Raw genomic sequence first — 24,639 nt, 5'->3', positions numbered from 1 at the left:
TCTGAGGCGATGAACATAACCCTTGGGGTTTTGGGCATCGCGGTGGCGATGGCTTCGTCGGCCATCGGGGTGTTCATGGTGGCCGCCCGTCGGCTCGACCGGGTGCGGTTGTGCGCCTGGCTGGTGCTGGGCGGGGCCGCGCTTTCGGTGTTCGCCATGGAGCGGGCCCTCATCACCCGGGACTTCTCGGTGTCGTATGTGGCCGAAAACGGCAGCCACGCCACCCCGGCGCTGTTCAACGTGGCCACCCTGTGGGCTGCACTGGAGGGCTCCATCCTGCTGTGGGCCCTCATACTGGCCGGATATCTGGTGTTGGTGGCCACCAAGTTCCGCCACCGCCTGAACGATCCGCTGGTGGGATGGGCCATGGCTGTGTTGTTCATCGTTTGCCTCTTTTTCTTCGTGCTGATGTTCAACTGGCCCAACCTCGATTTGGCCCAGCCCTTCCGACGAGTGGACGTGCCGCCGGGCTACGACGGCCCTGGCCCCAATCCACTGTTGCAAAACCACTGGCTGATGGCCGTACACCCCCCGATGCTGTACCTGGGCTATGTGGGCTTCACCGTGCCGTTCGCCTTCGCGGTAGCCGCGCTGGCCACCGGGCGACTGGGGGAGGGGTGGCTAATCGAGACTCGGCGGTGGACCCTGTTCGCCTGGGCCTTTCTCACCGCGGGAATCATCTTGGGGGCGTGGTGGTCGTGGGACGTGTTGGGCTGGGGCGGCTATTGGGGATGGGACCCGGTGGAGAACGCCTCGCTGTTGCCGTGGCTCACCGGCACTGCGTATCTGCACTCGGTGATGGTGCAGGAGCGCCGGGGGATGCTCCGGGTGTGGAACCTGTCGCTGGTGTGTGCCACGTTCGCCTTGACCATCTTGGGCACGTTCTTGACCCGTTCGGGGCTGGTGGACTCGGTACACGCTTTCTCGGCCGATGCCGTGGGGCCCGCGCTGCTGGTGTTTTTCGCTCTGATTGTGGTGGTCACGGTGGGGCTCATCGCCTGGCGGGGCGACCGGCTGCGCTCGCCGGGCCAGATCGACTCGGCCCTGTCGCGGGAGGCCTCGTTTTTGGCCAACAACCTGCTGTTCGGGGTCTTCGCCTTTGTGGTGCTCTTGGGCACGGTGTTTCCCCTCATTGTGGAGGCGCTCAACGGCGACCGGATCAGCGTGGGCACTCCGTTCTTCGACCGGATGACCATGCCAGTGGGTCTATTGCTGTTGTTCCTAATGGCGGTGGCCCCGGTCCTGCCCTGGCGCAAGACCACCGCCGAGCGGCTGTCTGAGCGACTGATGTGGCCGGGCTGGGCGGCGGTGGCTGGCCTGCTGATCGCCCTTTTGGTGGGAGCGCGGGGACTGGCCCCGCTGTTGGCGTTCGGACTGGCCGGGTTCGCAGGCGGCGCAGCGGTGCGCCAGTTGGTATTGGCCTCCCGGCGCCAGGGATGGCGAGGACTGGTGGGCCGGGCCAATGGTGGCATGGTGGTACACATCGGCGTGGTGGTAGTAGCGGTGGCGCTGGCTGCCAGCAACAGCTATCTGCACCAGAGCGAGTTGACCGTCGCGCCCGGGGAGGTGGCCTACGTCAGCGGCCATGAGATCGTGTATGTGGGCACCCAGGAAAAGGTGTTCGACAACAAGACCAAGATCGAGGCGGTCGTGCTGGTGGACGGCTCGGTGGTGCGGCCCGGGGTGAGCCGGTTTGCCAACGGCGGTGTGGTTCGCACCCCCGGCACCAAGTCGTCGCCGGTGCGGGACATTCAAGTGGCGGTACTGGATCTGCCGGACGGCCCCGGAGGACCAGCCGGTTTGCGGGTGACCGTTCAACCCCTGACCCTGTGGCTGTGGATCGGAGGCGCAGTCATGCTGCTGGGCGCGGTGTTCTCCGCCTTCCCCGGCCGCCGCCGCTCGCCCACCCAGCCGGTGTCGGCCCCGGTGCCGGGAGTTCCCCTTCGAGACCGCGAGGTGCCAGTTGCCTGAGCCGTCGCAGTCCGCCGACCAGCCGGTCGATTCCGATCAGCCCGACCAGCCGCCGCGGCTGCGAACGGTTCGGTGGGTGGTGCTGGCCGTCGGCGTGCTGGCGTCAGCCCTGGTTGTGGTGTTCGCGGTGTCGGAGCGCGACCGGAGGGGGCCGCCAGTGCCCGACTTCGCCCCCGAGTTCTCCGGTGAGACCCTCGACGGGGGCAGCTTCGACATGGCCGCCCAGAGAGGCCGCTGGGTAGTGGTCAACTTCTTCTCCACCTGGTGCGTGCAGTGCGTGGTGGAGCATCCCGAGCTGGTGGCCTTCTACGACCGCTATCGCAACGACCCCGATGTTCGGCTGGTGAGCGTGGTCTTCCAGGACGAAGTGGACGTCATTGCCCAGTTCTTCGCCAAACGGGGCGGTGAGTGGCCGGTGGTGATCACCAACACCGGCCGAACAGCAATTGACTTCGGAGTGACCGCGGTGCCGGAGACCTATCTGGTGGACCCCCTCGGCCGGGTGGTGTCCAAGTTCACCGGTGGTGTCACGCTGGCCGGGCTTGAAGACCAGCTTGCGCGGGCCGGGGCGCCGATATGATCTCCCGTCGCCGAAAGGTGATCTTGTCGTGGCTCCTGGTGGCGGTGGCGGTGGCCACCATGCTGGCGTTCGGGGTGGTGGACGGCCGCGACGACCGCACCAACGCCGAGCGGGCCCACGACATCGGGGCCACTATCGCCTGTCCCCAGTGCGTAGGGCAGTCGGTGGCGGAGTCGGACGTGGCCATTGCCCGGGAGATCCGAGCGGAGATCGGGCGGCTGGTGGTGGCCGGGCACAGCGACGACCACATCCGGGCCCGGTTCGCGGAGCAGTACGGAGACTGGGTGATCCTCACGCCCTCGACGTCGGGGGTGAGCGGTTTGGTTTGGATCATTCCGGTGGTGGGACTAGTCGTTGGTGTGGGATTGCTGGGAGTAACGCTGAGCCGCTGGCGTCGAGCGAGCATGACCGGTGAAGAAGTCACGGATCAGGACCGCTCCCTTGTCGAATCTGCCCGCGCCGGAATGAGAGAGCGGCGCGATGGATGATGAACGGGAGTTTTGGCTGGAGTCGCTGAACGACTTGGACGAGGAGTTGGACGCGGGTGACTTGGAGCCGGAGGATCATGAGGTTCTAAGCCGGAGCTATACCCGCAAGGCGGCTGAGGCACTTCGGGGCGATCAAGGGCCGTCCGATGTGTCAGAGGGCGGGGGGCGGGGAAGGTTGATCGCGGTGGTGGCCGCGCTGGTGGTGGTAGGTGTGGTGGCCGGGTTCTTTTTGGCTCGAGCGGTGGGATCGCGACACTCGGGGGACACCATCACTGGGAACGACGCGGTTTCCAGTGTGCCCACCCTGCTGAGAAACGCCGAGGAGTCGGCCGCGGCTGGGGACTTGGCGGAGGCCATTGCCATCTACGACCGAGTGTTGGAGCGGTCGCCGTCGAATCCGACCGCCCTGGCCTACAAGGGGTGGTTCCTAGCGTTGGAGGGTCGGGAGGCCGAGGCCGCCGATGTGCTGGCCGATGCGGTGGTGGCCGCCCCCGACTATCCCGATGCCCGGGCGTTTCATGCCATCCTGCTCTATCGCACCGGCGACTGCTCCGGTGCTGCGGACGAACTGGTGGCCTTTGATGCCGCTAACCCGCCTGAGTTCATCAACCAGCTAGTGGAGTCCCAGGGCCTGCGAACCAACATCGCGCTTTGTCAGATCGCGTTGCAGGCTCCGGAGCGATTCCGGACCCTGTCTGACCTCGGCCTTGCCGCCGACGACGCGGTGGCCGCGGCCCGCGCTCTGTGGGATCCCACCACCCCGGACCAAGGCGACCCGGCGCTGGCATTGCGAGTGTATGAGGCGGTGTTGGCCGACCAACCCGACCACCCCGGGGCATTGATCTACAGCGGGGTAATGCTCACCCAGACCGGCCTCGACGATCAGATCGCCGAAGGCGCCCGCCGGATTTTCCAGGCGGTGGACGCCGCCCCCGACGATCCCGAGGCCCGTCTCTGGCGAGCCTGGCTGGCCATCGGCCTCGGTCAAACCGACCAAGCCGAAGCCGACCTCGACCACCTCGACACCCTCAACCCCTCTCCCGAGATAGCGCGACTCGCCGCCGACCTGCGCTTCCGTTTGGGGTAGTCCCGGTCAGTTGTGGCTGGGGTGGGTGGGGTAGTGGGTGAACCAGGAGATGGGGGAGGGCTGGCGGGCGAGGACGGCGGGCCAGAGGTCGCCGGGTTCTTCGGTGAGGGGGTCGGCGGGGTCGGCGTCGACCACGAACCAGGCGCCGGATTCGATCTCACCTTCGAGCTGGCCGGGGGACCAGCCGGCGTAGCCGGCGAACAGGCGGACTCCGTCTACCGCGGTGGCCACCTCGTCGGCGTCGGCTTCCAAATCGAGGGTGCCCACCAGGCCGAGCACGGGGGTCCACCACCCTTGGTCGGGGTCTTGTCGCACTCGGGCTAAGGCCACCACCGACTCGTTGGACACCGGCCCACCGATGAACATGGTGGGCGGCGGGGCCAGATGCGGAGCCCACTGGGGCAGGGCGTCGCTGACCAGCAGGCCCGACGGACGATTCAGCACAACACCGGCGGCGCCCTCCTCCTGATGGGCCAGCATCAGCACTACGGTACGATCGAAGTTCCCGTCGCCGATGAGCGGGGTGGCCACCAACAGCTTCCCGGTGGTGTCAGCCCCAGCATCCACTGCTACAGATTCTCCACCACGTAGTCGATGCAGCCGCATAGCGCGGCGATGTCCGAGGGGGGAATGGCCGGGAACAGGGCCACCCGGAGCTGGTTTCGGCCCAAAGCCCGATACGACTCCACATCGACGATGCCATTAGTTCGCAGCACGGCGGCCACCTCGTCGGCCGACACCCCTTCGAAGTCGATGGTGGCCACCACGTGGCTGCGGATAGCGGTGTCAGACACAAACGGGGTGGTGAAGCTGCGGTTCTCGGCCCAGGTGTAGATGACGTCGGCCGACTGGTCGCAGCGGGTGGCGGCCCACTCCAGCCCGCCGTTGTCGTTGATCCACTCCACCTGGTGCACTGCCAAGAAAACGGTGGCCAGCGCCGGGGTGTTGTAGGTCTCGTCTTTGCGGGAGCTTCCCAGGGCAATGGCCAAGTCCAGGAAGGGCGGGATCCAGCGGTCGGACACCGCGATCCGTTCGATGCGCTCCACTGCGGCTGGCGAACAGCAGGCCAGCCACAGCCCGCCGTCGGCGGCCAGGCATTTCTGGGGGGCGAAGTAGTACACGTCGGTCTCGGCGGGGTCGAAGCGCAGCCCGCCGGCGCCCGAGGTGGCGTCGACCAGCACGAGGCCGTTGTCGGCTGGACGGCGCAGCTCCATCGAAACCCCAGTAGAGGTTTCGTTTTGGGTGAGGGCATAGGCGTCCACTGAGGAGTCGGCCACCGCCTCGGGGTGGGTGCCGGGCTCCGAGCTGATGATCACCGGCTCTTGAAGGTGGGGGGCAGCGGCCACACCGGTGGCAAACTTGGACGAGAACGCCCCGAAGCTCAGATGCTGGCTGCGGGCTTCGATCAAGTTGAAAATGGCCGCGTCCCAAAACCCGGTGGTACCTCCGTTGCCCAGCACCACCTCGTAGCCGTCGGGCAGGGAGAACAGCTCGGCCACCCCGTCCCGGAGCCGATGGACCACGTCTTTGACGGTGGCCTTGCGGTGGCTGGTGCCGAGGAAATTGTCGGCTGCCTCAGCGAGGGCGGTGGCGGCCTCCGGCCGTACCCGCGAAGGCCCGCTGCCGAAGCGGCCGTCTTCGGGCAGCAGGTCGGAGGGGATGGTGACTGCGGGGGTTTGGGCAACACTGCTCACGAGGCCCCACGATACCGACGCCGCGGGCTCATTCGGCGTTGTTCGCCCTGGTGCGAATTGACATCCGCTTCCCGGCAGCGGTGTGAAAAGCTGCGCTCATGGCTCGTATATCCCAGCGCATTTCCGCGATTGCCCCCTCGGCCACTCTGGCGGTGGATGCCAAGGCGAAGGCACTCAAAGCCCAGGGGGCGCCGGTGATCAGCTTTGGGGCAGGTGAGCCCGACTTTCCTACCCCGGCGGCCATCTTGGATGCGGCACGAGCCGCGGTGGACGACCCGAAGAACCACCGCTACTCCCCAGCCGGGGGCTTGCCCGAGCTGAGAGAGGCCATCGCGGCCAAGACCATGCGGGACTCGGGCTATCAGGTGGAGCCGTCGCAGGTGGTGGTGACCAACGGGGGCAAGCACGCGGTGTACAACGGCTTCGCCGTGCTGTTGGACCCCGGCGATGAGGTGTTGCTGCCCGCGCCCTACTGGACCACCTACCCCGAGGCCATCGCCCTAGCTGGCGGGGCGAGCGTGGAGGTGCCCACCACTGCCGATGATGGCTTCATGGTTACCGTCGAGCAGCTTGAGGCGGCTCGCACCGACCGCACCAAGGCGCTGGTGTTCGTGTCGCCGTCCAACCCCACCGGGGCGGTGTACCCCCGCGACCGGGTGGAGGCCATCGGCCGGTGGGCCGCCGACAACGACGTGTGGGTGATCACCGATGAGATCTACGAGCATCTGACCTACGACGACCACGAGTTCAGCTCTATGCCGGTGGTGGTCCCTGAGTTGGCCGACCGGTGCCTGGTGCTCAACGGCGTGGCCAAGACCTACGCCATGACTGGTTGGCGGGTGGGCTGGCTGATCGGCCCTCCCGACGCGGCTTCTGCCGCGGTGAGCCTTCAGTCACACCAGACGTCGAACGTTGCCAACGTGGCCCAGCGAGCCGCCTTGGCCGCGGTCAGCGGGCCGTTGGACGCGGTGGCCGAGATGCGGGCCGCCTTCGACCGGCGGCGACGAGCTATGCACAAGATGTTGAACGGGATCGACGGGGTGACCTGCTTGGAGCCTCAGGGGGCGTTCTACGCATTCCCGTCGTTCGAGGGCGTGCTGGGGCGTCCGGGGGTGCCCGACAATACCGCCGACTTGGCCGGATGGATCCTGGACGAGGCCCAGGTGGCCATCGTGCCCGGCGAGGCCTTTGCCGGCCCCGGCTATGCCCGGCTTTCGTTTGCCCTCGGAGATGACGACTTGGGCGAGGGCATCGGCCGCATCGCCGACCTGTTGCAGTGAATCAGGCGACAACCCTGCCTTACGGCAGCTGGCCGTCGCCCATTTCGGCTCAATCTATGGTGGCCGACGCGGCACTGCCAGTGAGCTTGTGGAGCCAGCAGGGCCGGATGTGGTGGACCGAGTCGCGCCCGGCCGAGTCGGGTCGCAACGCACTGGTGTGCGACGGTCGCGACCTGTGGAGCTCGGTTTCGGTTCGGACCCGGGTGCACAGCTACGGCGGGGGCGCCTGGTGGCCCGACGATGCCGACGGGGCGTATGCCTGCGACGACGCCGACGGCCGCTTGTGGCATGTGTCGGCTGACGGTACGACCCGCCCGGTAACCCCCGAGCCCGCATTCGCCCACGGATGGCGTTACGCCGACGGTCGGGCCCTCGGTGATGCCACAGTGTGCGTTCGAGAGGACCACCACGCAGCCCGGGCCGCCCAACAAGAGGGGCGCACTCTGGAAGAGGTCAACCAGATCGTGCGGCTGAGCGGGGATGGATCGGACGAGGCCGAGATCGTGGCCAGCGGAGCTGATTTCTACGCCTGGCCCCGCCCCAGCCCCGACGGCGAGCGGTTGGCGTGGGTGCAGTGGAACCACCCGAACATGCCCTGGGATCAAACCGAGCTGTGGGTGGACGGCCGGTGCGCGGTCTCGGGCGTCGGCTCGGTAGTTGAACCCCAGTGGGGCCCCGACGGCCGCCTCTATGTAGTAAGCGACCACAATGGCTGGTGGAACCTGTATTGGCTCGACGACAGCGATCTGGTGCCAGTGTTCGAACTCGACGCCGAGGTGCACCGCCCGGCTTGGGTGTTCGACGATCCCAGCTATGCGGTGTGCGACGACAACACGGTGGTGGTGGCGGCCATGCGGGGATCGCTGGCTGAGCTGTGGGCCATACCCCCCGAGGGATCCGAGCCGCAACTGGTGGATCTGCCCTGGACGTCGTACGCCAGCGTCCGTCCCGTCGGACCCCATGCCGTATGCGCCGTTGTCGCCTCTCCGACTCAGGAACCCACCGCTGTGCGCATCGACGTGGCCGACGGAACCCACGAGGTCATCCGTCCGCCGGCCCGGTCCGCGGTCGATCCGGCCTACCTGTCCTCCCCTCGGCCGATTTCCTTTCCCACCACCGACAACGCGGAGGCTCACGGGCTGTTCTATCCGCCAAGCAACCCCAGCGCGAGGGGACCGGAGGAGGAGAAGCCGCCGCTTTTGGTCCTGGGTCATGGCGGGCCAACCGGTGCAGCCCGCAGCCAGCTCCAGCTCGGCATCCAGTACTGGACCAGTCGAGGGATCGCGGTGGTGGACGTCAACTACCGGGGCAGCACCGGCTACGGCACCGCCTACCGGGAGGCCCTCAAATGCCAATGGGGCGTTCGAGACGTAGACGACTGCGTGGCCGCAGCCCGCCACCTGGTGCGCACCGGCGAGGTGGATGGCGATCGGCTCATCATCCGGGGCTCCAGCGCCGGCGGCTACACCACCCTGTGCGCGTTGGCTTTCCACAAGGTGTTCGCCGCCGGGGCCAGTCGCTACGGGATAGCCAATCTGGCCGCGCTGGCCATCGACACCCACAAGTTCGAGGCCCGCTACATGGACAGCCTGGTGGGGCTGTACCCCGAGGACGAAGAGGTGTACGAGGCCCGTTCACCCATCCACTTCGTGGACGATTTCGAGGCTCCCATGATCGTGCTTCAGGGCTCCGAAGACGTGGTGGTGCCCCCCAACCAAGCTGAGATGATTGTGGCCGCCCTCGAGCAGCGGTCGATACCGGTGGCCTATCTGCTGTTCGAGGGAGAACAGCACGGATTCCGCAAAGCCGAGAACATCGTGACTGCTCTCGAAGCCGAACTCTCGTTCTTTGCCCAGATGTTGGGATTCGACCTAGCCGACGACATCCCGCCGGTGGAGATACGCCGCTAGCGGGCACATTCACTCGGGCGTTGCATATTGGTCCCCGGCCAGTCACTGAGCGCGGTTTATTCTGAGGGCCGATGGCCAAGGTTCTGGTAGCCGAGAAGATCGCTGACATCGGGGTGGCCAAGCTCCGCCACGCCGGCCATGAGGTTGACGTGCGTACCGGGATGAGTGACGACGAGCTGCTGGAGGCAGTGGCGGGAGTGCAGGCGCTGATTATCCGGTCGGCCACTCAGGTGACTGCCGAGGTGCTCGACGCGGGCCGCGATCTGGTGATCGTGGGCCGGGCCGGGGTGGGATTGGACAATGTGGACGTCGACGCCGCCACCGAGCACGGGGTTCTGGTGGTGAACGACACCTTGTCCAACATCATCTCGGCCGCCGAGCACACCATGGCATTGATCTTGTCCCAGGCCCGGAACATCCCCCAGGCCCACGCTGCGCTCACCGACGGGCGGTGGGAGCGGGGCCGCTGGGAAGGGATCGAGCTGAGCGACAAAACGCTGGGCATCATCGGGCTGGGCCGCATCGGCCGGCTGGTGGCCGAGCGGGCGTTGGGCTTCGCCATGCGGGTCATCGCCAGCGACCCCTATGTGTCGGAGGAGTCGGCCCTCCACAGTGTGATGGCCCTGGTGTCGTTGGAGGATCTGGTGGCCCAGTCCGACTTCATCACCATCCATGTGGCCCGCACTCCCGAGACCGTCGGGCTGATCAACTCTGAGCTGCTGAAGCTGGCCAAGCCCAACCTGCGGATCGTCAACGTGTCGCGCGGCGGCATCGTGGACGAGGCCGACTTGGCCGAAGCAGTGGACTCGGGCCGTATCGCCGGTGCGGCCTTGGACGTGTTCGACGGCGAGCCCATCACCGAATCACCGCTGTTCGACCTCGACTCAGTGGTGGTCACCCCCCATTTGGGGGCCAGCACCGAGGAGGCCCAGAGCAAGGCGGGCGACGCCATTGCCGAACAGGTGATGCTGGCGCTGGCCGGGGAGTTTGTGCCCGCCGCGGTGAACGTGCCGGCCAAGAACGTTCCCGATGTGCTGCGGCCCTATCTGCCGCTGGCCGAGCAGCTCGGACGCCTGTTCGGAAACCTATGCGAGCGGCTGCCCGAGGTGCTGGAGGTGGAGCTCATCGGCGAGATTGGCAAGCCCGATAACACGGTGGCGGTGATGTCGGTGGTCAAGGGACTGTTGAGCGCAGTGTCGGACATGCAGGTCAGCTACGTGAACGCAATGGACGTGGCTAAGGAGAAAGGCATGGAGGTTCGGGCCATCAGCACACCCACCTCCAAAGAGCACGTGAACCTGCTCACCGTGCGGGGCGCGGGGCACAGCCTGGGCGGCCGACTGACCGGGGCCCGCCAAGAGCCGGTGCTGGTGCTCGCCGACAATCACAGCCTGCACATGCCGCCTGCCCAGCACATGATCTTGATCGCCAACGAAGACCGACCCGGCATTATCGGCGCGGTGGGCACCCTGCTGGGCGACGCGGGCATCAACATCGACGACATGGACGTGGGTCAGTCGCCCACTGGGGAAGGGGCCTCCATGGTGATCGCCACCTCCCAGCCGGTGCCCAAGGCCGTGGCCGACGCGCTGGTGGCCATCGACGGAGTACAGGCGGCCCGCTACCTGGGCCTAGCGCCAGCCGATTAGAAGCCCCGGCATGTTTGGTAAACACCCATGCTTCGGCCTAGAATTAACCCGATGAGCCGCATCCACACCCACCTGCTGCTCTTGTAGGGCGAGCACCCAGAGGTGCTCGCCCCGACCCCCTGAACCCGCAAGGGCAGGGGGTTTTTTCGTGGGTCAACTCCAATCGAGGCCATGCCATGAAAACCGGATTACACCCCCAACAGCCGTCGGGAATGCCGATTCACAAATACCAGGCATTCGAGCCGGTCAAGCTGATCGACCGGACCTGGCCCGACGCTGTTCTCACCGGCGCGCCCCGGTGGTGCTCAGTGGACTTGCGCGACGGCAACCAGGCCCTCATCGAGCCCATGAACCCCGAGCGGAAGTGGAAGATGTTCACCGCCCTGGTGGAGGCTGGGTTCAAGGAGATCGAGGTGGGCTTTCCCTCGGCATCCGAAACCGACTTCCGGTTCGTGCGGGAGATCATCGAGCAGAAGGCCATCCCTTCCGATGTCCGCATCCAGGTGCTCACCCAGGCCCGCCAAGAGCTGATCGAGCGCACTTATGAGGCCATCGACGGCGCGGCTGACGCCATCGTCCACCTGTACAACTCCACCTCCACCGTCCAACGCCGGGTGGTGTTCGGGCTCGACATGGACGGCATTACCAAGATCGCCACCCAGGCATCGGAGTGGTGCCGCTCGCTGGAGTCGCAAGTGCCCGACACCGACGTGTTCTACGAGTACTCGCCAGAGTCGTTCACCGGCACCGAACTGCCGTTCGCCAAGCGGGTGTGCGACGAGGTAACCGGCATCCTGGCCGACGGCCACGACAAGCCGGTGATCATCAATCTGCCAGCCACCGTGGAGATGTCCACCGCCAACATCTACGGCGACATGATCGAGTGGATGCACCGCAACCTGGCCCGCCGCGACCGGATTGTGCTCAGCCTGCACCCCCACAACGACCGGGGGACCGCGGTGGCCGCGGCCGAGTTCGGGCTCATGGCCGGTGCCGACCGGGTAGAGGGAACCCTGTTCGGCAATGGCGAGCGCACCGGCAACGTGGATGTGGTGAACCTGGCCATGAACCTGTTCAGCCAGGGGGTGGACCCGGAACTGGACATCTCCGACATCAACGGGCTGCGCCGGGTGGCCGAGGACTGCAACCAGCTCCCCATCCATCCCCGCCACCCCTATGTCGGCGATTTGGTGTACACCGCTTTCTCGGGATCGCACCAAGACGCCATCAAGAAGGGGTTCGAGGCCATGGAGGAGACCGGCCAGAGTTTGTTCGAGGTGCCCTACATCCCCATCGACCCCAAAGACGTGGGCCGCACTTATCAAGACGTGGTGCGGGTGAACAGCCAGTCGGGCAAGGGCGGGGTGTCGTACCTGCTCCAGGCCGAAGTGCAGCTCGACCTGCCCCGGCGGATGCAGATCGAGTTCAGCCGGGTCATCCAGCAGATCGCCGACGAAACCGGCGAGGAGATCACCGCAGACCAGATCCACAGCGAGTTCGCCACCGAGTACCTCGACTTGGACGAGCCCTACCGGCTGAACGGCTATGAGTCGGCCCAGAACGCCCGTGGGGCCGACCGTACCGTGGTAACTGCCCGGCTGACCGCCGGGGAAGACCAAGTGGTGGTGCACGGCGAAGGGGCCGGGTCGCTGGATGCCTTCGTGACCGGGCTGAATGAGATCATTGACACCCCGGTCAAGGTGGTGGACTACCACGAGCACGCCCGGGGGGGCGGGACCGACGCCGAGGCGGTGGCCTATATCGAACTGCTGGTGGATGGCCGCGAGCTATGGGGCTGCGGCATCCACACCGACATCACCACCGCGTCGATGCGGGCCATTGTTAGTGCGCTGAACCGGGCTTGTGCTGGGTTGGGGTGATCCTCCGGCGGGGCGGCGGGCTGTATTAGCGGGGCCGTGGCGGCGGGTCCTGTCGCTCTACGGCGGCCTGGCCGTCGGAGCGGCCAGGTCCGCCTCCGGCGCCACCCCCCGCCCCGGCCCATTTTGGTGCCCGCCGCCCCGCCTAGGTTGGGCCCCACACTCTTTAGTTTGAGGAAGATAGGGGGAGGTGATTCTCGACTTCGAACGTGTTGAGGTTGTTGGCTTGGAGGGCTTGTTCGGACATGGTCCATAAGGTGTCGCCGATCACGAGAAGGCGCTGGATGGGTGGAGCCCATATCCAGCAGATGAGGAGTTTCTCGTCGTCGGCGATGTCGATCGAGGGCCACTCTGTTCGAACCCACCCGGGATAGAAGATCTGACAGTCCTGGTCGCCGTAACTGTCGGGGGCTTCGAAGGGGCAGATGCGGGTCTCGTTCCTGGCTGTGGGATAGCGACTGGGTTCCCCATTGTCCACTGGGCGGCAGCCCTCGACCACGAACTGCTGCTCTCGGTGCGACACCCGACCGAGTTCGGCCACGCCGTCGCGGTTCACCCGCAGAGCCACTGCGCCGAAGAAATCGTCGTCGCCCTCATGGTCATAGCGAGAGAGCGGGATGGCCACCATTTCCTCGGGGGCCCAGTAGAGGAAGGCCCGGTGGTCCCACTCGGCTTCGCTGTTGGCGTCGGGGAACACGATCACGTCGAGCTCGCGGGGATCGGCCGGATTGCTCACGTCGAACAGCGACACCTTGGTGCCGCGGGTGCGGCCGGTGTCGTCGGCGTCTTGGCCCACGCCGATGAGGAGGCCATCGCCTATGGGATGCAGATAGGTGGAGAAGCCCGGGATCTTCAGCTCGCCGGCCACCGAGGGGGCGGTGGGATCGGCCAGGTCGATCACGTAGAGGGGGTCGACCTGGCGGAAGGTCACCACGTAGCCGATGTCGCCAGCGAAGCGGACTGAGAAGATGCGCTCGCCCCGGCCCAGGTTGTCGACCTTGCCCACCTCGGTGAGCCGTCGGCCCTGCTGTTCGAGCACCACCACCTGGCTCTCGGAAGTCTCGGTATTCCACGGCTCACCGATGGTGGTGGCCACCCGGAAGTAACCGTCGTGCTCGTCCATGGAGAATTGGTTGAGCAGGTGGCCCTCCACCGTGCCGGTGGCCTCGTAGCGGGCGGGGCCGTCGAGCGACACTGAGAACTTGTGTACAACGGTGCTCCACTCCGTCGGGGTCGACATGCTGACTGAGTCGCCGTCGTCAACGGCGGGCTCGGCCCAAACCGGTTCGCTGGAGGCCAAATAGATCGACTGGCCCGAGCCATAGAGGGTGTGGCCGTCGGCCAGCACCGAGGCGGCGTCGCCGGTTCCCAGCGGCTCGGCCAGGTTGAAGCTCAACACCGACAGCACGGTGAATCCGTCGAACTCAGCGGGGGTGTAAAGCTGGTCGCACTCAGGCAGCAGGCCGGCTCGGGTGCCGTCGGGTCCGTCGAAGCGGTAGGCCGGCAGCCAGGCGCCCAAGTCGGCGGTGGCCGCGATCTGCTTGTTGGCCGCTTCGGCGGCTTCCTCCGCGTCTGGGCCGCTGGGGTACACGAACTGGAACTGCGCCGGGTAGCTGGACATCGACATCCACACCACGTCGCCCACCGCCCGGGCACTGAGGTAATTGCCTTCCACCCGCAGTTCCGACACCACCTCCATAGAGGCCGGGTTCGACAGATCCACCTCTTGGATCAGCGATACCGGGCTGCCCCCAAAGCTGATGTCTTCAGCGACAGCGTGGTCGCCTTCCAGGTCGCTGGCCGCCACCGGCTCCAGCCAATAGGCGTAGCTGGTGGAAAACACCATGGCCCGGTCGCCCCGAATGAAGATCTCCTGGCCCCAGCCCTCGGCTGATTCGCCCACCAAATCGACGCTGCCCAAGTACCGGGGCTGGTCGCCGGAAACGTCCACGTAGTGCAGCCGGCCTTGGGCCACAGCCAGGATTCGATTGCCATCGGTCTTTATGATGTCGGGCTCGTCCACTCCGGCTACCTGCACGTTGGTCGAAGAGAAGTCGCCGTCACCACCGGTTGGCGCGGCATCGGAGGCGGGGGCCGTCTGGGCCGCAGAGTCGTCGGCCATCATCTCAGCTTCTTCAACCATCATCAGTTCCGGGATGCCGAAGCGAGGCCCGTCGTCCAATCCATAAGGCCCCACCCGGCTGACCGTCTCGGTCCGCAGATAGTCCAACAGCGCGGCGCAATCCCTAAAGCTCCGCAGCGCCGACAACAACTCGATGTCGTCCAGCACCACCGTCGGCTCCGACGTCCCATCGGGCACAGATGCGCCATCGGGCCCCGCTGTCGCCTCATCCGAGGTCCGGCCCGAGACACCGCCGGTGATCCCCGGCGTATCAACAGAGTCAGACGAGCACGCCGCAGCCAGCAACGTCAGCGCAAGCAGAACATGGACAAGCCTCAGGAACTTCATCATGTCCTCTAGGACGATGCCCGGGTGACGCCGGGTTCCCAGCTTGCGGAGAAATCCATGCTGAGCACCCTACTCAAGGGAAGTGACAGCTAGTCCTGACAGAAAATTGTTGTGGCTACAAGAGCTGAACGGTACCCTGCTCGAAACCACTCGAGGACAGTGGATGCGGTCCTCCTCTAATGAAAAACACTACGGAGGAGGCCACCAGTGCCTGTGAGTGAACAGCAGCGCCAGGTGCTGCGCAACCGTCTGATCGAGATCCTGGGGGAGGAGGAGGCAGGAGTTCTGATGGATAGCCTTCCCCCCGTCTACTGGCACGACCTCGCCACCAAAGACGACCTCGTCGCCAGCGAAGACCGACTTCGCACCGAGATGAACGGCAAGTTCGCAGTTTTTGCCGCGGAAGTGCGGGGAGAGTTTGCGAACGTCTATGCCGAGTTCAAGACGCTGCGGGCTGAGAACAAGGAGCTTCGGGGAGAGATGGCGCTTCAGTTCGCCAAGCAGACCCGGACGATGGTGTTCACGATGCTGGCCTTCGCAGTGCCGACCTGGGGCTCGATCCTGGCCTTTGGCATTTCCTGAGCCTTCCGGAAGGAAGTCAGGCCAGCGACGGCATCCAGGCCGGGCGGCCGGCCTCAAAGGTGTCGATGGCCTCGGTGTGGTCAAGGGTGAGGCCGATGTCGTCGAGGCCGGCCAGTAGGCGGAGTTGAACGGCGGTGTCCAGGTGGAAGTCGGCTTTGACGCCGGCCTGGAGGCTCAAAACGGTGAGTTCCAGGACGTCGATGGTGATCTCAACGGTGGGAGCGGAGGTTGCCCAGAAGAGCAGGGAGCGGGCTGTCTCCTCGCTCACTTCCACGGGGACCAGGCCGTTCTTGGTGGCGTTGTTGCGGAAGATGTCGCCGAAGCGGGGGGAGATGACCGCCTCGAAGCCGTATTGCTGGATGGCCCACACGGCGTGCTCTCGGGAGGAGCCGGTGCCGAAGTTGGGGCCGGCCACCAGGATGCGGGCGTCGGCGTAGCGGGGGTCGTTGAGCACGAAGTCGGGGTCTTCGCGCCACTCCGAGAACAGGCCCTGTTCGAAGCCGGTGCGCTCCACCCGCTTGAGCCAGTCGCTGGGGATGATCTGATCGGTGTCCACATCGCTGCGGTCCAATGGCAGCGCGGTGGCGGTGATAGTGCGAACCGGCTTCATGACAGGTCTCCCGGGGTGGCGAAGGTGCCGGCCACCGCGGTGGCGGCGGCCACTGCGGGCGACACCAGATGGGTGCGGCCGCCCTTGCCCTGGCGGCCTTCGAAGTTGCGGTTGGAGGTGCTGGCGCAGCGCTCGCCGGGGGTCAGCTTGTCGGGGTTCATAGCCAAGCACATCGAACAGCCCGGCTCACGCCAGTCGAATCCGGCGGCTTTGAACACCTCGTGGAGCCCCTCAGACTCAGCCTGGGCCTTGACGGCCCCGGAGCCGGGGACCACGAAGGTGCGCACGCCAGAGTGCACTCGTCGGCCCTCCACCACCGCGGCGGCCACCCGGAGGTCTTCGATGCGGCTGTTGGTGCAGGAGCCTATGAACACAGTGTCCACCGGAATCTCCTTCAGCGGAGTACCCGGCGTCAGGTTCATGTAGTCGAGGGCTCGGGCGGCCGCCTCTCGCCCGCTGCTCTCGGCGAAGCTGTCGGGGTCGGGCACCGTGCCGTTGATGGGGGCCACCTGAGCCGGGTTGGTGCCCCACGACACATGGGGCACCAACTCAGATCCGTCGATCACCACCTCTTTGTCGAAGGCCGCGTCGTCGTCGGTAGACAGGCTGCGCCAGTCGTCCAAGGCGGCTTCCCAGGCCGCGCCGGTTGGAGCGCTTGGTCGACCGTGCAGGTATTCGAAGGTGGTGTCGTCGGGGGCGATCAACCCGGCTCGGGCGCCGGCTTCGATGGACATGTTGCACACCGTCATGCGCCCTTCCATCGACAGCGCCCGGATGACCGGTCCCCGATACTCGATCACTGAGCCGATACCCCCGCCGGTACCGATGCGCCCGATGATGGCCAATATCACGTCTTTGGCGGTGCAGGTCACCGGAAGAGTGCCGTCCACGGTCACCGACATGGTGCCGGGCCGCTGCTGGGGGAGGGTCTGGGTGGCCAGCACATGCTCCACCTCGCTGGTGCCGATCCCGAAGGCCAGGGCGCCGAACGCCCCATGGGTGGAGGTGTGGCTGTCGCCGCACACGATGGTCATGCCCGGCTGGGTGAGGCCCATCTCCGGTCCGATCACATGGACGATTCCCTGACCGGGGCTTCCCATCGGGTACAGGGTGATGCCGAATTCCTCGCAGTTGGCCCGCAGCGTCTCTACTTGCTGGCGGGAGATGGGATCGGCGATGGGCCAAGCGATGTTGTCGGTGGGGACGTTGTGATCTTCGGTGGCCACCGTGAGGTCGGGCCGCCTCACGGCACGGCCGTTCATGCGGAGTCCGTCAAAGGCTTGGGGCGAGGTCACCTCGTGGATGAGGTGCAAGTCGATATACAGCAGGTCGGGCTCGCCGTCGGCTTGGTGTACCACATGGCGGTCCCAGATCTTCTCGCTGAGGGTTCGGCCCATTTTCGCTCCGATTTCTTGCGTTATGGCTGAGGCTATCGGCTGGCCTCAGAAGTGGATGGGTCAGACAGTGAACTGCTTTCGGTAGGGGTCCGATCGGGTACCCCCACGGAGTCGAGAGCCTTGCTCAGACAACCCCAAAAGCTGTCAAAGTCGGTGACCACCGAGGCGTGGCCACCCCGATAGGAGAAGGCGCTGATGTCGTCGAGTGCCTCGGTCAGCCCCTGTTGGAGGTCGTCGGGCACCACCTCGTCGCCAAGGGTGCGGACCTGGGCGATCGGCATGGGCAGCTCTGCGATCCACGGAGCCGAGTCGAAGTTGAACAGCTCGGTGCCCGCGTCCAACAGCGCTTGCGGATCGCCCTTGAGAATCTCCGCCTGGGCCCACCTGCCGATATTGGTTCCGATGACGTTGAACACCGTCTGCTCCCAGCCCCAGTACCGCAGCTTCACGGGGGCCAACCGGGAGGCGGCGGCCACCACCGGGAGCAGCGCGAATCGGATTGCCCGCCATCCCCGGCCTCGGAAGCTGGTGGCGGTGGCGCCCAGAACCAGCCCGGTTATCCGATCGGGTGCGGCCCGGGCCACTAGTTGGGCGATGGCGCCGCCCATTGAGTAGCCCACGCAAACGAACTCCTCGATGCCCAAGGCGTCGACCACCGCCAAGACGTCGGCCGCGCAATCGGAGAACTGGAATCGCTTGGTGGGAAGGCCCTGGCCGTGGCCCCGATGGTCAAACGCCACTACCGAGGCCCGCTGCGACAGCGGCTCAAAGGCCGGATACCAGTTCAGATCGGCGGTCACCGTCCAGCCGTGCAGCAGCACCACGGTGGGCGATCCCGGCGGCCCGGAAGCCTGGCGGACGAACACTTGCCCCCGCTCGGGCAGATTGATGAACTCTCCCGGCGGCAGGCTGGGACCGACTGGTGCGCCGCTACTGCTCAAGGGGGACCGTCCGACCTGCTCTCCGGAAGAGGTCGCTTCTGCTATTCAAGGCGCCGCTACTGCTCAAGGGACACGATGTGAACGGCCAGGGTCCCGCCTGCGGGGCTATCGAACGACACGGTGTCGCCGACGCTGGCCCCGATGATGGCCGCCCCCATCGGAGAGGCGGGGGAGATCACGTCGAGGCCGTCGTGGCGCTCCTCGATTGATCCCACCAGATAGGTCTCAACGTCGTCGGGGTCGCCGTCGTGGGCCACGGTAACCACCGACCCCACTGCAACGGTGGTCCCGTCGCCCGCCTCAACGATCTGGCAATTCCTCAGCAGCGCGCCGAGCTGGGCGATGCGGGTCTCCATCTTCCCCTGCTCGTCTTTGGCCGCGTGGTAGTCGCCGTTCTCACTCAAATCGCCCAGCTCGCGGGCCGCTTCGATCTTGCGGGCGATGTCCACCCGCCCCACTGTGGTGAGCTGCTCGAACTCGGCGTTCAAACGGTCGTATGCCGTCTGCGACAGTTCATGGGTTTCCGGCATAGCCAACCAGTTTAGTGTTCGCTTTAGGAGTCGCCGTATTCGTATTCTGATGGGCCATGGCCCACGTTATTGGAGTTGTTGGCGGCGATGGAATAGGTCCGGAGGTCGTCGCCGAGGGCCTGAAGGTGCTGTCCGCGGCCGGCGTGGAGCTCGACACGGTGAACTACGACTTAGGCGGTGCTCGTTATTTGCGGGACGGCACCGTGCTGACCGACGAGATCATGGAGGAGTGGCGGGGACTGGACGCCCTCTACGTGGGGGCGGTGGGCACTCCCGACGTTCCCCCCGGTGTTATCGAGCGAGGCCTGTTGCTGCGGATGCGCTTCGAGCTCGACCTGTACGTGAACCGCCGTCCGTTCCGGGATCCCGACGGCTCCTTCGAGTTCGAGGTGATCCGGGAGAACACCGAGGGCACCTACGCCGGCGAGGGCGGGTTCCTGCGCCGATTCACCCCTCACGAAGTGGCCACCCAGGGATCGGTCAACACCCGCTTCGGGGTGGAGCGCTGCGTGCGCTACGCCTTCGAGTTGGCCCGCAGCCGTCCAGGCCGCCACCTCACCCTGGTGCACAAGACCAACGTGTTGACCTTTGCTGGCGACCTCTGGGAGCGGACGTTCAACGAGGTGGCCGAGGACTATCCCGATGTGGCCACCGCCTACAACCACGTGGACGCCGCCTGCATCTACTTTGTGGAAGACCCCAAGAGCTACGACGTGATCGTGACCGACAACCTGTTCGGCGACATCCTCACCGATCTTGGCGGAGCGGTCTCCGGTGGAATTGGGCTGGCCGCCTCAGCCAACCTGAACCCCGATCGCACAGGGCCGTCGATGTTTGAGCCGGTTCACGGCTCCGCGCCCGATATCGTGGGGACCGGCCGGGCCAACCCCACCGCCGCGATCTTGTCGGCCGCGATGATGGTTGAGTTCCTGGGCGAGACCCACGCCGCCAGCCGGATTCGGGCTGCCTGTGCCGACCCGACAACTCAATATGGGACCACCACCGAGATCGGCGATGCCATCGCCGAGCGGGTGTAGGCCCATCGAATAGCAAAGCAGTGATTCCAGAAAGGACCTGAGCACGATGCCTATCGAGACCACGGAGAAGGTGTGGATGGATGGCGAGCTGGTGGACTGGGCGGACGCCACCGTGCATGTGCTCACCCACACGCTCCACTACGGCAACGGCGTGTTCGAAGGCATTCGGGCCTATGAGACCGACGAAGGAGTCGCGGTGTTCCGGCTCACCCCTCACATCCGCCGTTTGTTCGCCAGCGCCAAAGTCCTCCAGATCGACATTCCCTACACGGTGGAGGAGCTGGTGGCCGCCACCAAAGAGACCGTGCGGGTCAACAACGTGATGAGCGGCTACATCCGTCCGCTGGCCTACCTGGGCTACGGCGAGATGGGTCTGAACCCGCTGTCGTGCGAGGTGAACGTGGCCATCGCGGTGTGGCCTTGGGGCGCATATCTGGGCGATGAGGGGATCAGAAACGGGGTTCGGCTGATGGTCAGCTCCTGGCAGCGCCACGACCCCAACTCCATGCCCACCGCGGCCAAGGGCTGCGGGAACTACATCAACAGCCAGCTGGCCAAGGTTCAGGCGGTGAAGGCCGGCTACGACGAGGCCATCTTGTTATCGCCCCAGGGCTACGTCAGCGAGTGCACCGGCGAGAACCTGTTCGTGGTGCGCGACGGCACCATCATCACCCCGCCCACCTCGGTGGGGGCGTTGGAGGGGATCACCCAGGATGCCATCCGAACGATGGCCAGCGATCTGGGCATCCCCTACGTGGCCGACAACCTGCTGCGCAGCGATCTCTATCTGGCCGACGAGGCCTTTTTGTCGGGGACCGCGGCCGAGGTGGTGCCCATCCGCTCGGTGGACGACCGAGAGATCGGCGACCCCGGTCCGATCACCCGCAAGATCCAAGAGGTGTTCCAAGACGCGGTGCGGGGCCGGCAGGCCCAGTATCGGCACTGGAACGAGCATGTCGACCGTTGACGCGGCCGGTCCCCGGTCCCTGCCTGCCTCCGTAGAGATCTACGACACCACCCTTCGCGACGGGAGCCAGCTCGAGGGGATCTCCCTCACCGTGGAGGACAAGCTCCGCATCGCCCGCCAGCTCGACTCCCTCGGCGTCCACTACATCGAGGGGGGCTGGCCAGGCTCCAACCCCAAAGACGACGAGTTCTTCGCCCGGGCCCGCGACGAGTTGGCCCTGAAGACCAGCACCCTGGTGGCCTTCGGCTCAACCCGAAAGGTGAAGGGTCGCACCGATGAGGATCTCACCTTGGCCAACTTGGCGGCTTCTGGTACCGAGGTGGCCTGCATTGTGGGGAAGTGCTGGGACTACCACGTTCTGGAAGCCCTGCGGACCACTCTGGACGAGGGAGTGGCCATGGTGGCCGACTCGGTGCGGTTCTTGAAGGACAACGGTATGCGGGTGTTCTTCGACGCCGAGCATTTCTTCGACGGCTACCAGGACAACCGGGAATACAGTTTGGCGGTGCTCGAAGCGGCCGCGATGGCCGGAGCCGAGCGGCTGGTGTTGTGCGACACCAACGGGGGATCGCTGCCGACCCGGGTGGAAGACGTTGTGGGTGCGGTGGTCGACTACCTGGACACGCCGGTAGGGGTCCACCTCCACGACGACACCGGGTGCGGAGTGGCCAATGCCCTGGCCGGAGTAAGGGCCGGGGCCATCCAGGTGCAGGGAACTATCAATGGGTACGGCGAGCGAACCGGCAACTGCAATCTGGTGCCCATCATCGCCAACCTCAGCCTGAAGATGGGCGTGGAGACCGTTCCTCCCGATCGGCTGGAGCGGCTCACTGCGGTTTCGCACCATGTGGCCGAGTTAGTTAACTTCACGCCCGACCCGCAGCAGGCCTACGTGGGATCGTCGGCCTTCGCTCACAAAGCCGGCCTCCACACCAGCGCCATCGCCCGCCGCCCCGACGCCTACGAGCACATCAACCCCGCCGCGGTGGGCAACGGCACCCGGTTCGTCGTGTCGGAGATGGCCGGGCGCTCGACGGTAGAGCTCAAGGCCGAGGAACTGGGTCTCGACCTCGACGGCAAGGCAATCGGCGAGATCGTGGACACCCTCAAGAAGCTGGAGCACGCGGGATACCACTTCGAGGTGGCCGACGCCTCCCTGGAACTACTGATGCGGGGGGCATCGGGATGGAAGCAGCCGTATTTCGAGCTGGAGTCGTTCAAGGTGGGCACCGAGCACCGTTCGGGCACCGGGGCGAGGGCCTGGAACGAAGTGGCGGTAGAGATGGAAACCGAGGCCACGGTGAAGCTCCACGTGGGGGGCGAGCGCATGGTGGCCACTGGGGAGGGCAACGGCCCAGTGAACGCCCTGCACGCCGCGTTGATGCTGGCAATGGGCGACCGGTATCCGGCATTCCGGTCGATCTCCCTCATCGACTACAAGGTGCGGGTGCTGGACACCGCGGCGGGCACCGCGGCGGTGACCCGGGTGATCATCGACTCCACCAACGGCGACCGGGTTTGGACCACTATCGGGGTGTCTACCAACATCGTGGAAGCGAGTTGGCAGGCTTTGGTGGACAGCCTGGTCTACGGACTGCTCCACAGCGACGACGCCGACACCAAAGAAAGCTGAGGGTAGCGATGGCCGCGCCTGATTATGTGCCCAACGACACCGCGGCGGCCGACCGCCACTATGTCTCGCCGCCGCGGCGGCCCCAACCATGGGTGGCCGACCGGCCGGCCGAGCTGACCAATGGGCAGCCCACCGGCGCTGGACTGGGAATACCCGGACCCGACCAGGGCTACGCCCTGTGGCTGGCCCGCCGTTTCGAGGATCAGTTGCAATTGCAGCCCGGCGAGAAATTGGAGGATGCGATTGTCGGCTGCGTGGGCGTGGCGTTGAAGCGAGCGGCCATCTTCGGACGGGCCCCGGTTGCTACCGACCTGGAGGTCGCCTTCCGGTTGTTTGGGTACCTGACCCCGAGTCCCACCTCATCGCTAGTTGCTTGGCGCAAGGAGTTGTTCGCTGGCATAAGCCATCCTCACCACTATGCCGAGGCTCGGCGTCTGGTGGACTTGGTGTCGGAAGATAATTTGCGGGATCCGCCCCCTGACACCGAGATAGCTCTCGGAGGTGGAGCCCATTTGGCAGCAACAGCCAGTGAGCCCCGCTGACAAGCCTCGGGTACGGTTCGCGCCGTCGCCCACCGGTTACCTCCATGTCGGCTCGGCGAGAACGGCCCTGTTCAACTGGCTCTACGCCCGCTCCACCGGCGGCACCATGGTGCTGCGGATCGAAGACACCGATGAGAGCCGCAACCGCCCCGAGTTGACCGACGCCATCTTCGAATACCTGGCGTGGCTGGGCATCGACTACGACGAGGGGCCGTACTACCAGTCCGAGCGGCGGGAGCGTCACCAACAAGCCGTCCAGCAACTGCTGGACGATGGCCGGGCCTATTTGTGCGACGCCGACGACAACGAGCTGGCCGGTACCGAGATGGCCGACGGCCGGGCGGTGCGGTTCCGGACCCCGGAGGGGACCACGGTGATCGACGATGTTGTCCGGGGCGAGGTGGCCGTGGACCACCAGCAGCTTGGCGACTTTGTGATCTGGCGCTCCGATGGTTCGCCCACCTTCGTACTGGCCAACGCAGTGGACGACGCCGACATGGCCATCACCCACGCCATCCGGGGCGAGGACCTGCTCTCGAGCACCCCCCGGGCCGTGCTGGTGGCCGAAGCGCTGGGGGCGACCCCGCCTGTCTATGCCCACCTGCCGCTGCTGGTGAACGAGCAGCGCAAGAAGTTGTCCAAGCGCCGCGACGACGTGTCGTTGGAGAGCTACCGGCAACGGGGATTCTTGGCCGAGGCGATGGCCAACTACCTGGCCCTTTTGGGCTGGGGGCCGCGTGACGGGGTGGAGATCAGGCCCGTGGCCGAGATCATCGAGCAGTTCCGGCTGGAAGACGTGAACAAGGCGCCGGCGTTCTTCGACATAGCCAAGCTGGAGCACTTCAACGGCGTCTACATCCGCGAGCTCGATGCAGAAACGTTCCTAGCCGCCCTCGAACCCCACCTGGCCGGCGAGGACGTGCCCTGGCCTCCCGAGCGCTACCGCCCCGAAGTAGTCGCTGCCATGGCCCCGCTGGTGCAGGAGAAGCTCCGCACCCTCGACGGCATCGTGGCCCAAGTGGACTGGCTCTTTCTCGCAGAGCCCATCATCGACAGTCAGTCGTGGGACAAGGCAGTAGTTCGCGGCAAAGCCGCTGCCGAAATCCTCGACGCCACCATCGCCGCCCTCACCGACTGCCCCTGGGACCCCGAAACCGTCAAAGACGCCGTGTTCGCCGCTGGCGAGACCCACGGCGTCAACCGCTCCAAGTCCCAAGCCCCCGTCCGAGTCGCCGTCACCGGTCGATCAGTAGGCCCCCCACTCTTTGAGCCCATGGTGCACCACCTGACACGCGACGAAGTCCTCCGCCGCCTGCAAGCGGCCCGCTCTCAGCTCTGAACCCCTGCCTTAAGCGTTGTTCCCCCGTGGGAGCAGGGGAGTACACTGGCCGCTG

General features: G+C 66.0%; 21 protein-coding genes. 14 read left to right on the top strand and 7 right to left on the bottom strand.

What is annotated here, in order from left to right:
- Positions 1 to 9: 9 nt before the first annotated feature.
- The 4 genes from ACOGJC_RS01470 to ACOGJC_RS01455 are packed head-to-tail and all read left to right on the top strand — an operon-like array spanning position 10 to position 4,126.
- Positions 10 to 1,971 carry a heme lyase CcmF/NrfE family subunit gene (locus tag ACOGJC_RS01470; RefSeq protein ID WP_419846737.1) on the top strand — a complete coding sequence of 654 codons (1,962 nt, stop codon included), beginning with the start codon at positions 10 to 12 and terminating at the stop codon, positions 1,969 to 1,971.
- Positions 1,964 to 2,551 carry a TlpA family protein disulfide reductase gene (locus tag ACOGJC_RS01465; protein WP_419846736.1) on the top strand — a complete coding sequence of 196 codons (588 nt, stop codon included), beginning with the start codon at positions 1,964 to 1,966 and terminating at the stop codon, positions 2,549 to 2,551. The genes ACOGJC_RS01470 and ACOGJC_RS01465 overlap by 8 nt, the downstream gene beginning before the upstream one ends.
- Positions 2,548 to 3,039 carry a cytochrome c-type biogenesis protein gene (locus tag ACOGJC_RS01460; RefSeq protein WP_419846735.1) on the top strand — a complete coding sequence of 164 codons (492 nt, stop codon included), beginning with the start codon at positions 2,548 to 2,550 and terminating at the stop codon, positions 3,037 to 3,039. Before ACOGJC_RS01465 ends, ACOGJC_RS01460 begins: the two co-directional genes overlap by 4 nt.
- Positions 3,032 to 4,126: a tetratricopeptide repeat protein gene (locus tag ACOGJC_RS01455; RefSeq protein ID WP_419846734.1), complete on the top strand. Its 1,095-nt coding sequence runs from the start codon at positions 3,032 to 3,034 to the stop codon at positions 4,124 to 4,126. Before ACOGJC_RS01460 ends, ACOGJC_RS01455 begins: the two co-directional genes overlap by 8 nt.
- 6 nt (positions 4,127 to 4,132) lie before the next feature.
- Here the strand turns inward: ACOGJC_RS01455 and ACOGJC_RS01450 are convergent, their stop codons facing one another.
- Complete coding sequence (locus ACOGJC_RS01450) at positions 4,133 to 4,693, bottom strand: YqgE/AlgH family protein (protein ID WP_419846733.1); 561 nt, start codon at positions 4,691 to 4,693, stop codon at positions 4,133 to 4,135.
- 2 nt (positions 4,694 to 4,695) lie between these two features.
- Complete coding sequence (gene serC / locus ACOGJC_RS01445) at positions 4,696 to 5,820, bottom strand: phosphoserine transaminase (RefSeq protein WP_419846732.1); 1,125 nt, start codon at positions 5,818 to 5,820, stop codon at positions 4,696 to 4,698.
- Between the two features lie 98 nt (positions 5,821 to 5,918).
- On the opposite strand from serC, the gene ACOGJC_RS01440 reads away from it, so the two are divergent.
- The 4 genes from ACOGJC_RS01440 (at position 5,919) to leuA (ending at position 12,539) form a co-directional block, all read left to right on the top strand.
- Complete coding sequence (locus ACOGJC_RS01440) at positions 5,919 to 7,100, top strand: pyridoxal phosphate-dependent aminotransferase (protein ID WP_419846731.1); 1,182 nt, start codon at positions 5,919 to 5,921, stop codon at positions 7,098 to 7,100.
- A 56-nt stretch (positions 7,101 to 7,156) separates the two neighbouring features.
- Positions 7,157 to 9,010 carry a S9 family peptidase gene (locus tag ACOGJC_RS01435; RefSeq protein ID WP_419846730.1) on the top strand — a complete coding sequence of 618 codons (1,854 nt, stop codon included), beginning with the start codon at positions 7,157 to 7,159 and terminating at the stop codon, positions 9,008 to 9,010.
- Positions 9,011 to 9,081: 71 nt separating this feature from the next.
- On the top strand, positions 9,082 to 10,659 hold the full coding sequence (gene serA / locus ACOGJC_RS01430) for a phosphoglycerate dehydrogenase (RefSeq protein WP_419846729.1): 1,578 nt from the start codon (positions 9,082 to 9,084) through the stop codon (positions 10,657 to 10,659).
- A gap of 176 nt (positions 10,660 to 10,835) precedes the next feature.
- Positions 10,836 to 12,539, top strand: a complete 1,704-nt coding sequence (leuA, locus tag ACOGJC_RS01425; RefSeq protein WP_419846728.1) for a 2-isopropylmalate synthase — start codon at positions 10,836 to 10,838, stop codon at positions 12,537 to 12,539.
- Positions 12,540 to 12,702: 163 nt separating this feature from the next.
- Here leuA and ACOGJC_RS01420 read toward each other — a convergent pair whose 3' ends face one another.
- Complete coding sequence (locus ACOGJC_RS01420) at positions 12,703 to 15,006, bottom strand: beta-propeller domain-containing protein (protein ID WP_419846727.1); 2,304 nt, start codon at positions 15,004 to 15,006, stop codon at positions 12,703 to 12,705.
- Positions 15,007 to 15,213: 207 nt separating this feature from the next.
- Here ACOGJC_RS01420 and ACOGJC_RS01415 point away from each other — a divergent pair, with 207 nt between their 5' ends.
- Positions 15,214 to 15,588 (top strand): hypothetical protein, encoded by a 375-nt coding sequence (locus tag ACOGJC_RS01415; RefSeq protein ID WP_419846726.1) that lies wholly within the window; start codon positions 15,214 to 15,216, stop codon positions 15,586 to 15,588.
- A gap of 16 nt (positions 15,589 to 15,604) precedes the next feature.
- On the opposite strand, the gene leuD is transcribed toward ACOGJC_RS01415, so the two are convergent.
- Genes leuD through ACOGJC_RS01395 form a run of 4 tightly spaced genes read right to left on the bottom strand, consistent with a single transcriptional unit; the run spans position 15,605 to position 19,066 of the window.
- The gene (leuD, locus tag ACOGJC_RS01410; RefSeq protein WP_419846725.1) at positions 15,605 to 16,198 is read right to left on the bottom strand and encodes a 3-isopropylmalate dehydratase small subunit; all 594 of its coding nucleotides are present in this window, start codon (positions 16,196 to 16,198) and stop codon (positions 15,605 to 15,607) included.
- Positions 16,195 to 17,595 (bottom strand): 3-isopropylmalate dehydratase large subunit, encoded by a 1,401-nt coding sequence (leuC, locus tag ACOGJC_RS01405; RefSeq protein WP_419846724.1) that lies wholly within the window; start codon positions 17,593 to 17,595, stop codon positions 16,195 to 16,197. Before leuC ends, leuD begins: the two co-directional genes overlap by 4 nt.
- Positions 17,596 to 17,627: 32 nt before the next feature.
- A complete protein-coding gene (locus ACOGJC_RS01400) occupies positions 17,628 to 18,536 on the bottom strand; it encodes an alpha/beta fold hydrolase (protein ID WP_419846723.1) in 909 nt (302 codons plus the stop codon).
- A 56-nt stretch (positions 18,537 to 18,592) separates the two neighbouring features.
- Positions 18,593 to 19,066 carry a GreA/GreB family elongation factor gene (locus tag ACOGJC_RS01395; protein WP_419846722.1) on the bottom strand — a complete coding sequence of 158 codons (474 nt, stop codon included), beginning with the start codon at positions 19,064 to 19,066 and terminating at the stop codon, positions 18,593 to 18,595.
- A gap of 56 nt (positions 19,067 to 19,122) precedes the next feature.
- Here ACOGJC_RS01395 and ACOGJC_RS01390 point away from each other — a divergent pair, with 56 nt between their 5' ends.
- Genes ACOGJC_RS01390 through ACOGJC_RS01370 form a run of 5 tightly spaced genes read left to right on the top strand, consistent with a single transcriptional unit; the run spans position 19,123 to position 24,584 of the window.
- Positions 19,123 to 20,103 carry a 3-isopropylmalate dehydrogenase gene (locus ACOGJC_RS01390; protein WP_419846721.1) on the top strand — a complete coding sequence of 327 codons (981 nt, stop codon included), beginning with the start codon at positions 19,123 to 19,125 and terminating at the stop codon, positions 20,101 to 20,103.
- 46 nt (positions 20,104 to 20,149) lie between these two features.
- On the top strand, positions 20,150 to 21,070 hold the full coding sequence (locus ACOGJC_RS01385) for a branched-chain amino acid transaminase (RefSeq protein ID WP_419846720.1): 921 nt from the start codon (positions 20,150 to 20,152) through the stop codon (positions 21,068 to 21,070).
- Positions 21,057 to 22,703: a citramalate synthase gene (gene cimA, locus ACOGJC_RS01380; RefSeq protein WP_419846719.1), complete on the top strand. Its 1,647-nt coding sequence runs from the start codon at positions 21,057 to 21,059 to the stop codon at positions 22,701 to 22,703. The genes ACOGJC_RS01385 and cimA overlap by 14 nt, the downstream gene beginning before the upstream one ends.
- An 8-nt stretch (positions 22,704 to 22,711) precedes the next feature.
- On the top strand, positions 22,712 to 23,245 hold the full coding sequence (locus ACOGJC_RS01375; protein WP_419846718.1) for a hypothetical protein: 534 nt from the start codon (positions 22,712 to 22,714) through the stop codon (positions 23,243 to 23,245).
- Entirely contained in the window at positions 23,232 to 24,584 is a 1,353-nt protein-coding gene (locus ACOGJC_RS01370; protein WP_419846717.1) for a glutamate--tRNA ligase, read from the top strand. The genes ACOGJC_RS01375 and ACOGJC_RS01370 overlap by 14 nt, the downstream gene beginning before the upstream one ends.
- The last annotated feature ends 55 nt before the right edge of the window (positions 24,585 to 24,639 follow it).

This window comes from Candidatus Poriferisocius sp. (assembly GCF_965204015.1).
Lineage (GTDB): Bacteria > Actinomycetota > Acidimicrobiia > Acidimicrobiales > Bin134 > Poriferisocius.
The sequence above is the reverse complement of the archived record's forward strand: the minus strand, read 5'-3'. Positions and strand labels throughout refer to the sequence as shown.

What these genes read in the sequence shown, in the direction of transcription:
- ACOGJC_RS01460 (WP_419846735.1), top strand. Translation starts at nt 2,548, where the DNA reads ATGATCTCCCGTCGCCGAAAGGTGATCTTGTCGTGGCTCCTGGTGGCG.
- leuA (WP_419846728.1), top strand. Translation starts at nt 10,836, where the DNA reads ATGAAAACCGGATTACACCCCCAACAGCCGTCGGGAATGCCGATTCAC.
- ACOGJC_RS01395 (WP_419846722.1), bottom strand. Translation starts at nt 19,066, where the DNA reads ATGCCGGAAACCCATGAACTGTCGCAGACGGCATACGACCGTTTGAAC.
- ACOGJC_RS01390 (WP_419846721.1), top strand. Translation starts at nt 19,123, where the DNA reads ATGGCCCACGTTATTGGAGTTGTTGGCGGCGATGGAATAGGTCCGGAG.
- cimA (WP_419846719.1), top strand. Translation starts at nt 21,057, where the DNA reads ATGTCGACCGTTGACGCGGCCGGTCCCCGGTCCCTGCCTGCCTCCGTA.
- serA (WP_419846729.1), top strand. Translation starts at nt 9,082, where the DNA reads ATGGCCAAGGTTCTGGTAGCCGAGAAGATCGCTGACATCGGGGTGGCC.
- leuC (WP_419846724.1), bottom strand. Translation starts at nt 17,595, where the DNA reads ATGGGCCGAACCCTCAGCGAGAAGATCTGGGACCGCCATGTGGTACAC.
- ACOGJC_RS01470 (WP_419846737.1), top strand. Translation starts at nt 10, where the DNA reads ATGAACATAACCCTTGGGGTTTTGGGCATCGCGGTGGCGATGGCTTCG.
- ACOGJC_RS01435 (WP_419846730.1), top strand. Translation starts at nt 7,157, where the DNA reads ATGGTGGCCGACGCGGCACTGCCAGTGAGCTTGTGGAGCCAGCAGGGC.
- ACOGJC_RS01420 (WP_419846727.1), bottom strand. Translation starts at nt 15,006, where the DNA reads ATGAAGTTCCTGAGGCTTGTCCATGTTCTGCTTGCGCTGACGTTGCTG.
- ACOGJC_RS01385 (WP_419846720.1), top strand. Translation starts at nt 20,150, where the DNA reads ATGCCTATCGAGACCACGGAGAAGGTGTGGATGGATGGCGAGCTGGTG.
- leuD (WP_419846725.1), bottom strand. Translation starts at nt 16,198, where the DNA reads ATGAAGCCGGTTCGCACTATCACCGCCACCGCGCTGCCATTGGACCGC.
- ACOGJC_RS01440 (WP_419846731.1), top strand. Translation starts at nt 5,919, where the DNA reads ATGGCTCGTATATCCCAGCGCATTTCCGCGATTGCCCCCTCGGCCACT.
- ACOGJC_RS01375 (WP_419846718.1), top strand. Translation starts at nt 22,712, where the DNA reads ATGGCCGCGCCTGATTATGTGCCCAACGACACCGCGGCGGCCGACCGC.
- ACOGJC_RS01455 (WP_419846734.1), top strand. Translation starts at nt 3,032, where the DNA reads ATGGATGATGAACGGGAGTTTTGGCTGGAGTCGCTGAACGACTTGGAC.